Raw genomic sequence first — 12,800 nt, forward strand, 5'->3', positions numbered from 1 at the left:
CTCACCCTCGCTGTGCTTCGGTCTCGGGCATCCGTCCGAGGACGAAATGACTGGGACGGCTGTTGCGCCACACCACACGCGCCCCCAGTTCCTCGGCATGCATCCGCTTGACCAGCGTGTAATTCGCTCCGTCGTCGAGCACCACGCCGTGCCACGGCGTCAGCCAGCTGTCCTGGGTGCGCAGCAGATGGAAGCCGATCTTCTCGGAGTGGTTTGCCTGCGGATGGATCGACAGCCGGACCGCGTCCGTGAAGATCTCCGCCATCAGGCTGCTCCACGCTTGACTGCGTTGCACCACCTCGTAAGCCGTCTCCTTCGATCGGTTCCGCCGCTGCGTGGCGGACAACTCGGGCAGCAGCACGGCGTTGTCCTCGACCATGAAGCGATGGATCCCGTTGAACATCCGCCGGGCCGCCGGATCGGTCCGGACCGCCTCACGCAGCACGTCGATGCCGTCGGAGTATTCCTTCAGCAACCGCTGCCTGCGTTCGTCCCAGGTCATCTCCGGCATGGCGTCGCGCAGGCCGTACAGACCGATGGAACCCCCGCCGGTCGACCGGATGATGCGGCGCAGTTCGTCGCCGTAGTCGTCGACGTGACCGTCCGGAATCCCCAACGCGTCACTGAAGACGTGGCCGTCGGAGCAGATCGTGACGATGGCGCCCGGCCGGTAGACGGCCGAGATCTGATCGCAGAACCCTTGCAGTGACTCGATCGCCAGGGTCTCCGCCCTATCGGGCAAGCGCCCCAGCGTCTTCCGGCGGTTTCGCGACTTCGCCGGGAACGCGGGGATGATGAAGTGGACCGGCACGCCGGCCTCGAGGTATCGGATCACCTTGCCCAGGTGCGGTGCGAAACAGTCCGCACACGGGGCCAGGTCGCACAAGGACTTCGATTCCGCGCTGCGCCGGCGCGCGAAGACGATGCGAAGTATCTGCGTAGCAACGGATCCGACGTCGTCGCCGGGTCTGTGGTGTAGTCGTGGTCGTCCGAGCTCCTGGACGCGCTCGGAGCCGTTGTCGACAGTCGTGCTCATTACTACCTTCCGGACACACAAACGAGCGCACGCAACGGACCGCACGGTGACAATTCCGCCATCAGCGCGAAAAGAGCCGTCGGTAGCTGCCTGCGATCAGAACGTCGTAGTAGGACACGGATTCGGATCCCGGATTTCATCCGATATCCAGGATCGGCGAGCCCCGATGCTCACAGCCGAATCCGAATCACGTGGCCCATTCGATGAAACAACCCCCGTATTCACAATCTAAACTGTGGTTTATAACACCATCAGGATACCGCTGCCCGGACGGTAGGGCAACCATATTGCCAGGCATGGGGATACAAATGAATCGGAGGCCCGTGGCAACGCCACGGGCCTCCGAACAGGCATTTCGATCTCCGCCGATCATGTACTCCGGAGCGTCTGGCCTGCCATCCTTTCTCCGGCGACCGCAGGTCGTTTCGGCCGGGCAAAGCGGCGCATTGCCGGAGATTCCACGAAGGTGAACAACAACCATGCGGCGAAAATATTCAGGCAGAACAGGCCGACAATCAACAGCACCGCGACCGGAGCACCGAACGTGGCGGCGTTCATCAACCGGCGGACGTAGAACAGCGTCACGCCCTGACAGATGTAGAAGGCGAACGAGATCTCGCCGAGCCGCACGGAGAGCCGGCTGGACAGGAATTTCGAGGTACCGTCGAGGTCCGACTGTGCCGCCGACGCGATCAGCAGCGCGAGCGGAACAGCGGTTGCCAGGATGAAGCCGATGTAGAACGGCGTGTACGTCGCCACCACGTATCCCGCGCCGACCGCGGCCACGGCCGCCCACAACGGAATCCGTATCCACCGGCCCTCCGCCACTATTCTCGCCATGAACACGCCGAGAAAGAATTCGAAGAGACGCGTCGGCGGAAAGAGATATCCGAACCATAGCTGCAGCACCGGTATGGGCGTGAGTTCCGATTTCTCGGAACCCGGGATGACGAATACGGTCAGCAGTACGATCACGCCCATGCCGACCACCATCGCCGCGGCTCCGTACCACAGATACTTTCCGTCGATACGCAGCACCAGCGGAATCAGGAACGGAAACAGAACGTAGAAGAGCAACTCGCACGACAATGTCCACGACGGCGTGTTGACACCCGCATTGATATAGTTCTGCGGGAACCAGGCATGCAGCAGGAAGAAATTCGGCAGCCATGCCTTCCACGGCGTGATCGCCGCCGCGAACAGCACCATCGACGCCACCCAGAGCGTCAGGTGGTTGGGAAATATCTTGACCACGCGCCGCCGGATGAACTGCAGCTTGCTCGATCCCGGTTTCCACGACCAGGTCAACACGAAGCCGCTCAGGATGAAGAAGAACGAGACCCCCAGGAAACCGGCCTTGCCGACCACCCACGCCGCGTCGTACGCGATATCCGGGTCGGCGAAGAGATTCACCGGCTTGTAGGGCGGTATCGGCGAGTTGGGCAGCATCACGTGGAAGACGAAGACGGAGAACGCCGCGAAGAACCGCAGCCCGGTCAACGACGGCAGCCGCTTGCGGTTGTCGATGTCCATCGCGATCAACCCAGACCCACGACGAAGGGGAATTCCGGCCTGCCGCCCAGGACGAAGGCTCCGGTGGACTGGATCACCTGGTCGTGCGCGATGATGTGCCGTGCCATGGTGTTCGTGTCACGCAACCAGATGTCGAGCGGATTGGGCCGGTAGATCGAATCGGTGCCGACGAGTTCGCACAGCCGGGTGACGATCCGTTGCGCGGCACGGAAGGCGTTCGTTCTGGCCAGCGCGGTCGCGATCCGCAGGTCGGTGGGCAGGTCGGCGAAACGCTTGCCGTCCAGCGCGTCCCACAGTTCCGCCACCGTGTTCACGACGGCGCCGCGCGCGACGATGTACTCCATCTCGCACTCGCCGAGCAGGTACTGGGCACGATAGTTGTCGGCCCACTTCTGTCGGGTCGCGGTCACGATCTTCCCGTCCGCGAGGCCGCGCACGTAGTCCAGCGCCGCACGGGCGGTTCCCAGCGGCACACCCGGCATGATCCGGGCCAGGGCCTCCGGCTCGGAGAGCCTCCCGCGACAGCTCTTGCGTTCGCTGAACGCGAAGGAATGGTGTTCGGGAACGAACAGATCCTCGACGGCGTAATCGTTACTGCCGCTACCGCGCAGGCCCGTGGTATCCCAGGTGTCGAATACGGCCACCTGATCACGGCGCATGAAGAAGAGCCGGACGAGCGGCCCGCCTTCCGCGGTCTCCTCCATGCGGCCCCCCGAGGTCACGAAAGCGCCGCCGATGACCAGATCGGCGTGCGTGATCGCACTGCCGAACTTCCACCGTCCCGTCAACCGGTAACCGCCTGCCACCCGTTCGGCGCGGCCGGCCGGAAAGATCAGTCCCGCGGTGATCAGATCCTGCGTCGGCATCAGCTCCGCGATGGCCCGCTCGTCGAGATATCCGGCGTAGATGCCGGTGGCGGCGCCGATCATGGCGCACCAGCCGGTGGCGGTGTCGCCGTAGGACAGTGCCTCGACGACTTCCAATTGCTCGAGCGAAGTCAAGCCGGGACCGCCGATCTCCGCGCTGAAACACATGCGGTAGACGCCGATGTCGCGGAGCCGTTCGACGATGTCCATCGGGAGCTTGCGCTCGGCATCGATCTCGCTGCGACGCGCCGCCAGGTCGGGGGTCAGCGAACGCACTGCGGTCAGCAGGGATGTCGCCGAGATTGTTGCTGCAGTCATTGTCCGAACTCCTAAGCCAGAGAAGGTGCGTGCGATGGCGGCCGCTCACGCAGCAGAAGCTCGATCGCCGAAGTGGTCTGCTCGGGCCCGAGAGCCGAGTAGCCGCCGTCCACGGTCCACTCGGCGCCGGTCACGAAACTCGCCTTGGGCGAAGCGAGGAAGGCGGCCACTTCGCCGATCTCGCGCGCGTCGCCCGCCCGGCCCAGCATGTGGAACCGGGACGCCACCGCGTCGGTGCGGGCCCGGTCCCCCTCGGTGATCTCGTTCATCACGCGAGACCAGGTCCAGCCCGGCGAGACACTGTTCACCCGGATCCCGTCGGCCGCGTATTCCAATGCGAGACTGCGGGTCAGTTGCAGCAGGGCGGCCTTGCTGACCGGATATCGAATCCGCCCGGCCTGAGCGACGCGTCCGCTGGGCGAGGTGAAGGTGACGATGGACCCGGACGTGTCGCGCAAGGCGCTGCGCGCCTCCGCGCACAACATCGCCGTACCGGCGACGTTGGTGTTCAGGACCTCGAGCCACTCGGCCCGCGCGTCCGTGCCGGGACCGTCGTCACCGTAGACGCACGCGATGTTGACCAGCGTGTCGATCCGTCCGTGCCGGTCGATCGCGGCTGCGACGAACGACCTGACCGACGGGTCGCTGCGCAGGTCGAGGGGGACGAAGACGGCTCGGTCGCCGATCGCCGCGGCCGCCTCCTCTCCCCCGTCCGTATCGATGTCTCCCAGGACGACATTCGCGGAATATTCAGCGAAGACCCGGGCTACTTCAGCGCCGATGATGGTCGCCGCACCGGTTATGAGTACTGTCTTACCTTCGAACAACGTCGACTCCCCTCGGCTGCGCCCTCCGACCGGCACAAGCCATGGATGGAAGTATTCCCGCCGAAAAGAGCGACCAGCCAGTACGATCCGCGACAGAGATGCACTCCTTTGCGCCAGCAGGCGCGCGCGGTCACGGTGAGGGTGGCGTAGCTCACTGTCCGCTCTCGCCGGCCGGTCGGGTGCGATATCGTCGCAGAACAGACAGTCCATGTTTCGGGGGTTCCGCGCTGCGATCGATGCGGTAGGCGGATGCCCCGTGCCCGTGTCGAATCCGCTTCCGCGATGTCCTCGATGTCGAACGGAGTCGAGGCCTTGCCGAGCGACCAAATGATCTTCTTGCTTCTGGATCTCGTCCTGATCGTGGCCGCCGCGCGCCTGCTGGGCTGGCTCGCCGCGAGGGTGGGCCAGCCCCCGGTGATCGGCGAGATCGTGGCAGGCATACTCGCGGGCCCCACGGTTCTCGGAGTCCATCTGTCGGAGACGATCTTCCCGCACGACACGCGTTCGTATCTCACGGCGTTCGCGAACGTCGGCGTGATGATCTTCATGTTCTCGGCCGGACTCGAGATGGATCTCCGGTCGGTCGCCGGGCGGCGGCGGTCGGTCACGGCGATCGCGCTGTCGGCCTATCTCACGCCGTTCGCGCTCGGTTCGGTCATCGCGCTGTGGGCGCTGGCCCGGCACGACGGCGGCAACCAGCTCAGCTTCGCGCTCTTCATCGGTTGCGCGCTCGCCGTCACCGCGTTCCCGGTGCTGGCGCGCATCCTGCACGACCGCAAATTGCTCGGCACCCGACTCGGCCAGTCCGCCATGACCTGCGCCGCACTCGACGACATCCTCGCCTGGTGTGTCCTGGCGGTGGTCATCGGCATCGCCCGACCCGGCCTCGGCCACCACTGGCGATTGCTGCTGTTCGTTCCGCTGGTCATGATGATGTGGTGGGCGGTACGTCCCGCCCTGGACCGCCTCGCGGGCACCGGATCCGAGAAGAACACCGCCAATATGGTCTTCATCGGCGTCTCCGGCGCTCTGCTGCTCGGAGCCGCCACCGAATGGATCGGGTTGCATCTGATCTTCGGCGCGTTCCTGTTCGGCGTCGTCTTCCCCCGACGACTGCGCGCGGCCGTCGACAGCGGCGCCCAACTGCTCAGCAGCATCTTCCTGCCCGCGTTTTTCGTCGTGGCCGGCCTCCAGGTGAACCTGGGCGGACTCGACCGCGCCAGTATCGCCGAGTTCGCCGCGATCATGGGCGCCGCACTCGCGGGCAAACTCGGCGGCACCTACCTGGCGGCTCGCCTCAGCCGCACCGACCGGACCGAGTCCGCGGCACTCGCCGCGCTGATGAACACCCGAGGCTTGACCGAACTGGTCATCCTCAACATCGGACTGACGATCGGCGTTATCGACCAGCGGCTGTACTCGCTGCTGGTCATGATGGCGTTGATCACCACCGCGATGACGGCGCCGCTGCTGAAACTCTTCGGTGTCCCGCGCGCCCTGCCCGACGGCGACCGGGTAACCGGGGCGAAAGGGCCGCGCACCGATTCCGCCGTGCACACCGAGGTCACGGCCCCATGACCCAACGGGGCATTCCGGAATCCACGGGGGCAGGTGCGCCGCTGGGAGCCGAGAGCTGCGCTGTGCCAGCCGCTTTCGTCGATGTCGACGAAACGTTGGTGCGTGATGTCACCTTCTTGTCCTTGTTCTCCTTCGACGCGCGGCAACGCGGGCGCGGCGCCGTGGCCGACGCCGTGATCGAGGAGTTCCGGGCGCTGCGGGCGGCGGGAATGAGCCGCGGCGAATCCCATCGGTGGTTCTATCGGCAGTGGGCCGGCCGCGAGGTCGCCGAGGTCCGGCGCGTCGGCCGTGCATGGTTCGCGTCCCGCGCCGCGGACCCGGCGTTCTTCAATATCGCGGTGCGACAGCGGCTGGAGGTGTTGTCCCGCTCCGGGAGCCGGATCGTCCTGGTGTCGGGCTCGTTCACCCCGGCGCTGCGCCCGATCGCCGAGGCAGTCGGCGCGACGTCGGTGCTGTGTACGACCTTGGCGACGACGGCAGGGCAGTACACCGGCGAGGTCCTCGCGACGATGGTCGGCGCCGACAAATCCGCGGCCTTGCTCCGGTACGCCGAGGAGGCGGTCATCGATCTGTCGTCTTGCGCGGCGTTCGGCGACCACCACTCCGACATCGCGATGTTCGAGCTGGTCGGCCATCCCGTCGTCGTCGGCGACGCCGATCCGCGGCTGCGCGGCTATCCGGCGCGGCGGCTGCCCGGCTAGACCGGGGGCACCCGTCAGTCGCGGATCGTGAACGTGCGCCGATACTGCCCCGGACTGACACCGAGATGGCGCTTGAACACCGCCCGGGTATTGGCCGGGTTGCCCAGGCCGACGCGGTAACCGATCTGGTCGATGGGCAGCTCGGTCGTCTCCAGCAGCTCTCGCGCCTGGTTCAGGCGCGCGCTGGTGATCCAGACGTGCGTGGAGGTTCCGGTCTCTTCCCGGAATCGGCGGATGAAACTGCGGCGCGAGAGATTCGACCGCCTCGCCAGGTCCTCGAGCGAATGCCTGCGGTCGAGGTTCGCGAGGATCCACGCGCGTGTCTCGGAGAGCACACCCGCGGAGGTCTGCTTGGGGAACTGCCGGGTGTACTGGGCTTGACCGCCCTCGCGGACCGGTGGCGCCACCAGGTCGCGGGCACGTTCGTTGGCGGCGGCCGCACCGATGTCCTTGCGCACCACGTGCAGGCACAGGTCGATCCCGCTGGTCACGCCGGCGGAGGTCAGCACGTCGCCGTCGTCCACGAACAGACGATCGGCATGGACCTCGACGTCGGGATACCGGCTCTGCAGCAACGCCGCGGCCCGCCAGTGCGTCGTCGCGGGCCGGTGGGCCAGCAGCCCCGCGGCGGCCAGCGCGAACGCGCCGGTGCAGATCGACAGCATGCGCGCGCCTCGGCCGTGGGCGTCGCGAAGCGCGCGGAGCACCGGTTCCGGCGGCGGCGTCGCGTAGGAGGCGTAGCCGGGCACCACCACCGTTTCCGCGTGCCGCAGAGCCTCCAGCCCGGCCACCGCCACACAGGACAACCCCGGCACCGACGTCGGCGCCGTCGGCGAGACCGTGCACACCTCCAGCCGGTAGTGGGGGTCGGAGCCGAACACGTCGATCGGGATCGCGGCATCCAGAACGACTACTTCGTCGGGGATGACCACGGTCACCCGGCGCGCGCCCCCATCCGATTGCATGGCCCGATCGTAGCGGTGATCGGCACTCGGGCTACTACCCCGGCCTTCCGGCGCGCACATAGCCTCGCTGGAGCATCCGAGCCGACAAGCCGAAAGAAGGGGTTTGATGTCCGATTTGACGGACTTCTCCACCAGCAACGGAGGGTTCCGGGGTGTGGTCGTGACCGCCGTGGAGATGTCGACCGCTGTCGGCGCCGACACCGATGCGACATGGAAAGGACTGCTCGCCGGGGAGACCGGGATCGCCAAGGTGCAGGACCCCGACTTCGAGCGCTTCCAAGTCCCCGTCGACATCGGCGGCCAGTTCAAGCTCGATCCGACCGACGAACTCAGCCGAGTCCAGAAGCGTCGCATGTCCTACGTCCAGCAGATCGCCTATGTCATGGGCAACCGGATCTGGGACACCGCGGGCCGCCCCGAGGTCGATCTCGATCGGCTCGGCGTCTGCATCGGCACCGGCCTCGGCGGCGCCGACACGATCATCGAGTCCAACGACCAGATGCAGAACGCGGGCTACCGCAAGGTGTCCCCCTTCGCGGTGCCGATGGCCATGCCCAACGGCGCCGCCGCGGTGGTCGGGTTGGAACTCGGCGCGCGCGCCAGCGTGATCACCCCCGTCTCGGCGTGCGCGTCGGGATGCGAGGCGCTGGTGCACGCGTGGCGTTCGATCATCCTGGGCGAGGCCGACATCATCGTCGCGGGCGGCGTGGAAGGCCGGATCAACCCGCTGGCCGTGGCCGGATTCTCGATGATGCGGGCGTTGAGCACCCGGATCGACGAGCCCGAGCGCGCCTCCCGCCCGTTCGACCGGGACCGCGACGGTTTCGTGTTCGGCGAAGCCGCCGCGCTGTTCGTGCTGGAGTCGGAGGACCACGCACGGGCGCGCGGGGCCAAGCCGCTGGCACGACTGATGGGCGCGGGCCTGACCGCCGACGGCTACCACATGGTCCTCCCGCATCCGGAGGGCGCGGGCAACATCCGGGCGATGCGCCGCGCGATCGAAACGGCGGGCGTGAGCCCCACCGACATCGACCACGTCAATGCCCACGCCACGGCCACCCCGTTCGGCGACCTGGCGGAAGCCAAGGGCATCCGCGCGGCGGTGGGCGATCACGCCTCGGTCTACGCGCCCAAGTCCGCGTTGGGTCACTCGGTCGGCGCGGTCGGCGCGGTCGAAGCCGCCTTGACCGTGCTCAGCATCCGGGACGGAGTGGTGCCGCCCACGCTGAACCTGGACAACCAGGACCCGGAGATCGAGCTCGACATCGTCCACGGCAGCGCGCGCACCCAGAACATCGAGTACGCGCTGAACAACTCGTACGGTTTCGGCGGCCACAACGCGGCGGTCGTCTTCGGCCGCTGCTGACCGGAGAGCCGTCACCCGCAGGGTCACGCGTGGCGGGCGCGGCGGCCGGACTCCTCTTCGCCGCTTCGATCGCTTCCGGAGCTTCGACGGGCGCGCTTTCCGCGCGCGATCTCCGTCGCCAGCGCGTCGAGCGGTTGCGCGAACCGGTGCAACGGGTCCGCCAGCTCGGTCAGCCAGGCTCGGGCGGCGTCGAGGCCCGAGGGGTCGAGGGCGTACCACCGTCGCGTGCCCTCGGCGCGGACGAGCACCAGCCCGGCGTCGCGGAGCACCTTGAGGTGCTGGGAGACGCCGGGCTGCGAGATCCGCGTGTGCTGTTGCACGGCGGCGACCACCGCGCCCGCGGGCTGTTCCTCGGTCGCCACCAATTCGAGGATGAACCGGCGGACCGGGTCGCCGAGCGCCTCGAAGATCTGTGCGGGAGCCCGATCCATCAGGACTCGGTGCCGTCCTCGGGAACGACCGTGTAGAAGTCGACGGTCCGCAGCGCCGCCGCGTTCGCCGCGGCCGGTTCGTCACCGTCGCCGACGGCAGCCTCCGCCCAGCCCAGCGCCGCCGTCCGGACGAACGTCACGCCCTCGGGGGTCGTCGGGAACGCAAGGGCCTCGGCCGCGTCCACCGGCGCTCCGCTCGAAAGATGCAGCCCGAGGCCCACCAGAGCGAGATCCCACCCGACGCCGACCGCGCCGGGTCCGTACTGGTCCCAGAACTCCGGAGCGACCGGGGCCTCGTGCCGCAGCTCCAGCTCGGTGCCGTCCTCGATCGGCGTGAGGGTGACCGTCACCCATGAGATCTGCGGACCCATCTCCCAGGTCACGGCGAACCGTTCCGGCGCATCGCAGTGTTCGACGACACCGTTGGCATTGCCCTCGAGCTGATAGCGGCCGCCGACCCGCAGGTCACCGCTGACGGGCAGGAACCAGCGCGGGATCCGGTCGATATCGGTGAGCGCGTCCCACAGATCCGCCTGATCGGTCGGGTAACGGCGGCGGGCGACGGCGATCCGGGTCGGCGCGCCGTCGCGCGATCCGGTGCGGACTTCACGGGTGACGAGCCCGGCGACGGCGGCGGGATCGGACAACAACGGCATGAGCTCCTCCTTGATAAGTTTTAACTTATATTAGCGAGCGACAGCGAGCGCGCAAGCACCCGACCGCATCCGGCCGCGGCATGCGGGCCATGGATCCGACGAACTGCCGGCCGATCAGCCGCTCGGGGACACCCCCGCGATGGCGCGCAGCGCGGAGATCATGCCCGCGACCGGGATGCCGGGGTCGATGGATCGGAACAAGCCCAGCCCGACGCCGAGCGCCAGCACCGCGACAGCGGCTTCCGCCTGCGGCATCGGCGCGGGGTGATCGCCGGTCGCCGTCAACGCCGCCCCGACCATGCCCGTGATGTTGCCGAGCCGGGTCGCGAGTTCGGCGCGGAGGTGTTCGTCGCGCCGCGCCTGGACGCCGAACTCCAGTTCCAATCGCGTCCAGTCGGGATCACCGACCACCCGTTCGGCCCATTCCGTCATCCGCTCGAGCCGCTCGGCGGCCGTAGGCGCGGCGATGATCGCGGCGACTTCCGCCGCCCGCTCGCCGTGGATTTCGTCGAGCACGGCCAGACACAACTCGTCTTTGGTGCGGAAGTTCGAATACACCGCCCCTTTGGTGAAACCGGCCGCTTTCGCGACCTTCTCCAGAGTCGTCGCCTGATAGCCGTCCGCCAGAAAAAGCCGTTTGGCGGTCGCGATCAATACGGTGCGCGTCCGCGCTTGACTTTGCGCTCGTGTCGGCCGCGAACGCCCTGTCCCCCGAAGCGGCCGACACTCATCGCTATTCCCGGACAATCTCTACCCCTTACAGATACTCTCAGTATCCGATTCTAGATGCCCTGGGTATCCCAATCGCAGGAAGGATCGCATCGTGAGGAGCCGAATACTCAGATTGGCCACAGCTTTGACGGGAACTTTCCTCGTGGTCGGGGGCGGGGCGATCGCCGCCCCGCAAGCATGGACGGAACCGGCCGCGGAGACCGTGGCCGGCGACGATTTCTACATTCCGCCCGCGTCACCGGCGGGCGCGCCGGGCTCCATCATCCGCGCCGAAGCGTCGCGCCTGGCGATTTCGGTCCCCGGACAACCGGGGCAGATCCCCGCGACGTCGACGCGGATCATGTATGCCAGCAGTGATACCCACGGCGAGCGGGCGGCGGTGGTGGGCACCTATCTGGAGCCGGCTCAGCCATGGACCGGTCCGGGCGACCGCCCGCTGATCGCGTACGCGGTCGGCACGAAGGGGCAGGGCGATCAGTGCGCGCCCTCGAAACTGCTCGCGCAATTCATCCAATACCAGCCCCCGTTCGACGTCATCGTCGAATACGACGTGCTGGCGCTGTACACACTGCTGGCCCGGGGCATGGCGGTGATGGTGACCGATTACCACGGTCTGGGCACACCGGCGGTGCACGACTATCTCAACCGGAAATCACAGGCGTACGCACTGCTCGACGCGGCGCGTGCGGCGCTGCAATTGCCCGGCACCAGCCTCCATCCCGGCTCGCCCGTCATCCTGTACGGGTACTCCCAGGGTGGCATGGCCTCCGCCGGCGCGGCCGAACTGCAGCCGAGCTACGCCCCCGAGTTGAACGTGCGGGGCGCCTACGCTGGCGGACCGGTCGTGGACGACGAATACTTCATCGGATTCAACGACGGCCGGGCTCCGCTCGGACCCGCCTTCGCGTGGATTCTCAACGGCATCGCCGCGAACTATCCCGAAACGCGCCCGGTGCTCGACGCCGAACTCAACGACACCGGTAAGGCGATCCTGCGCGAGTCGGCGGACAAGTGCGCCGTACCGCTCGGACTGGCCCAGCAGTTCCCGAACACCTCGCAGTGGACCACCAGCGGGCAGCCGCTCACCGCGGTGATCGATCAGTCCCCGGTCCTGAAGGCGGCGTTCAACGATCAGCGCGTCGGAACGCTCACCCCGCGGGTGCCCGTCCTCATCGCCTCGAGCCCGATCGACGAGGGTGCGCCCTACGTGCCCGTCCGTGAACTGGCCGCCGGATGGTGCGGCGGCGGCGCGCCGGTCCAATTGAACGCGAACGGCGAACTTCCCAGCGTCATCAGCGGGTTGCGGGCCACCCACGTGCTGGCGTTCTTCCCGTCCCTGGTGGCATCACAGGACTGGATGACACAGCGGCTCGCCGACCAGCCGGCACCGTCCAATTGCGGGGCACTGCCCTGATTTGCGGAAACACCGAACAGTCGGATACCGTCGGTATCTCGATCGGAGTCTCGGCGCAGCGCCTCGCGCAGCGGTTCCACCCGTAGCGCCGTGATCTCTTCGCACAGTGGTCGGCCGCGGTTCGGTCCCACGACCGAGCCGCGGCCGACTTGCTGCCCGGGACGCGCGAATCCCCAGGCGGCGAGTAGCTTCACCCGCAATCGTTCATAAACCCGCCGGAGTCGGCGGATGATGTGCACCGAGTCAGCCGTGTCGCTGTTCCACCGTTCGTCAGCTAGATCGATTTCGGTACAGAAAGGTTCGAATGTCGGAGTTGGCTCATCCCCACCGGCCTGAGCCGCTCAGGGGCGCACAGCGGTGACTCTCGGAGATCCGGC

12 protein-coding genes are annotated in these 12,800 nt (G+C 67.3%); 4 read left to right on the forward strand and 8 right to left on the reverse strand.

The genetic code is table 11. The features are described from left to right. Position 1: 1 nt before the first annotated feature. The 4 genes from QMG86_RS19630 to QMG86_RS19645 form a co-directional block, all read right to left on the reverse strand. Entirely contained in the window at positions 2 to 1,036 is a 1,035-nt protein-coding gene (locus QMG86_RS19630) for an L-tyrosine/L-tryptophan isonitrile synthase family protein (RefSeq protein WP_281873916.1), read from the reverse strand. 369 nt (positions 1,037 to 1,405) lie between these two features. Next, positions 1,406 to 2,569 (reverse strand): acyltransferase family protein, encoded by a 1,164-nt coding sequence (locus QMG86_RS19635; RefSeq protein WP_281873917.1) that lies wholly within the window; start codon positions 2,567 to 2,569, stop codon positions 1,406 to 1,408. 5 nt (positions 2,570 to 2,574) lie between these two features. Further along, positions 2,575 to 3,753: an acyl-CoA dehydrogenase family protein gene (locus QMG86_RS19640; protein WP_281873918.1), complete on the reverse strand. Its 1,179-nt coding sequence runs from the start codon at positions 3,751 to 3,753 to the stop codon at positions 2,575 to 2,577. Between the two features lie 11 nt (positions 3,754 to 3,764). Next, on the reverse strand, positions 3,765 to 4,580 hold the full coding sequence (locus QMG86_RS19645) for an SDR family oxidoreductase (protein ID WP_281873919.1): 816 nt from the start codon (positions 4,578 to 4,580) through the stop codon (positions 3,765 to 3,767). Positions 4,581 to 4,907: 327 nt separating this feature from the next. Between QMG86_RS19645 and QMG86_RS19650 the strand changes: the two genes are divergently transcribed. Together QMG86_RS19650 and QMG86_RS19655 are read left to right on the forward strand one after the other, a co-directional pair. After that, positions 4,908 to 6,158, forward strand: a complete 1,251-nt coding sequence (locus QMG86_RS19650; protein WP_281873920.1) for a cation:proton antiporter — start codon at positions 4,908 to 4,910, stop codon at positions 6,156 to 6,158. Next, on the forward strand, positions 6,155 to 6,859 hold the full coding sequence (locus QMG86_RS19655) for an HAD family hydrolase (protein ID WP_281873921.1): 705 nt from the start codon (positions 6,155 to 6,157) through the stop codon (positions 6,857 to 6,859). The genes QMG86_RS19650 and QMG86_RS19655 overlap by 4 nt, the downstream gene beginning before the upstream one ends. Positions 6,860 to 6,873: 14 nt before the next feature. Here the strand turns inward: QMG86_RS19655 and QMG86_RS19660 are convergent, their stop codons facing one another. Further along, positions 6,874 to 7,824: a GlxA family transcriptional regulator gene (locus tag QMG86_RS19660; protein ID WP_281873922.1), complete on the reverse strand. Its 951-nt coding sequence runs from the start codon at positions 7,822 to 7,824 to the stop codon at positions 6,874 to 6,876. 106 nt (positions 7,825 to 7,930) lie between these two features. Here QMG86_RS19660 and QMG86_RS19665 point away from each other — a divergent pair, with 106 nt between their 5' ends. Next, complete coding sequence (locus QMG86_RS19665) at positions 7,931 to 9,190, forward strand: KasA/KasB family beta-ketoacyl-ACP synthase (protein ID WP_281873923.1); 1,260 nt, start codon at positions 7,931 to 7,933, stop codon at positions 9,188 to 9,190. Between the two features lie 23 nt (positions 9,191 to 9,213). On the opposite strand, the gene QMG86_RS19670 is transcribed toward QMG86_RS19665, so the two are convergent. The 3 genes from QMG86_RS19670 to QMG86_RS19680 all read right to left on the reverse strand — a co-directional run bounded on the left by QMG86_RS19670 (position 9,214) and on the right by QMG86_RS19680 (position 10,931). Further along, positions 9,214 to 9,621 (reverse strand): ArsR/SmtB family transcription factor, encoded by a 408-nt coding sequence (locus tag QMG86_RS19670; RefSeq protein ID WP_281873924.1) that lies wholly within the window; start codon positions 9,619 to 9,621, stop codon positions 9,214 to 9,216. Continuing rightward, entirely contained in the window at positions 9,621 to 10,277 is a 657-nt protein-coding gene (locus QMG86_RS19675) for an SRPBCC family protein (RefSeq protein WP_281873927.1), read from the reverse strand. Before QMG86_RS19675 ends, QMG86_RS19670 begins: the two co-directional genes overlap by 1 nt. Positions 10,278 to 10,391: 114 nt before the next feature. Then, a complete protein-coding gene (locus QMG86_RS19680; RefSeq protein WP_281873928.1) occupies positions 10,392 to 10,931 on the reverse strand; it encodes a TetR/AcrR family transcriptional regulator in 540 nt (179 codons plus the stop codon). A 190-nt stretch (positions 10,932 to 11,121) separates the two neighbouring features. Between QMG86_RS19680 and QMG86_RS19685 the strand changes: the two genes are divergently transcribed. Then, complete coding sequence (locus tag QMG86_RS19685) at positions 11,122 to 12,423, forward strand: lipase family protein (protein WP_281873929.1); 1,302 nt, start codon at positions 11,122 to 11,124, stop codon at positions 12,421 to 12,423. The last annotated feature ends 377 nt before the right edge of the window (positions 12,424 to 12,800 follow it).

The organism is Nocardia sputorum (assembly GCF_027924405.1).
Taxonomy (GTDB): domain Bacteria; phylum Actinomycetota; class Actinomycetes; order Mycobacteriales; family Mycobacteriaceae; genus Nocardia; species Nocardia sputorum.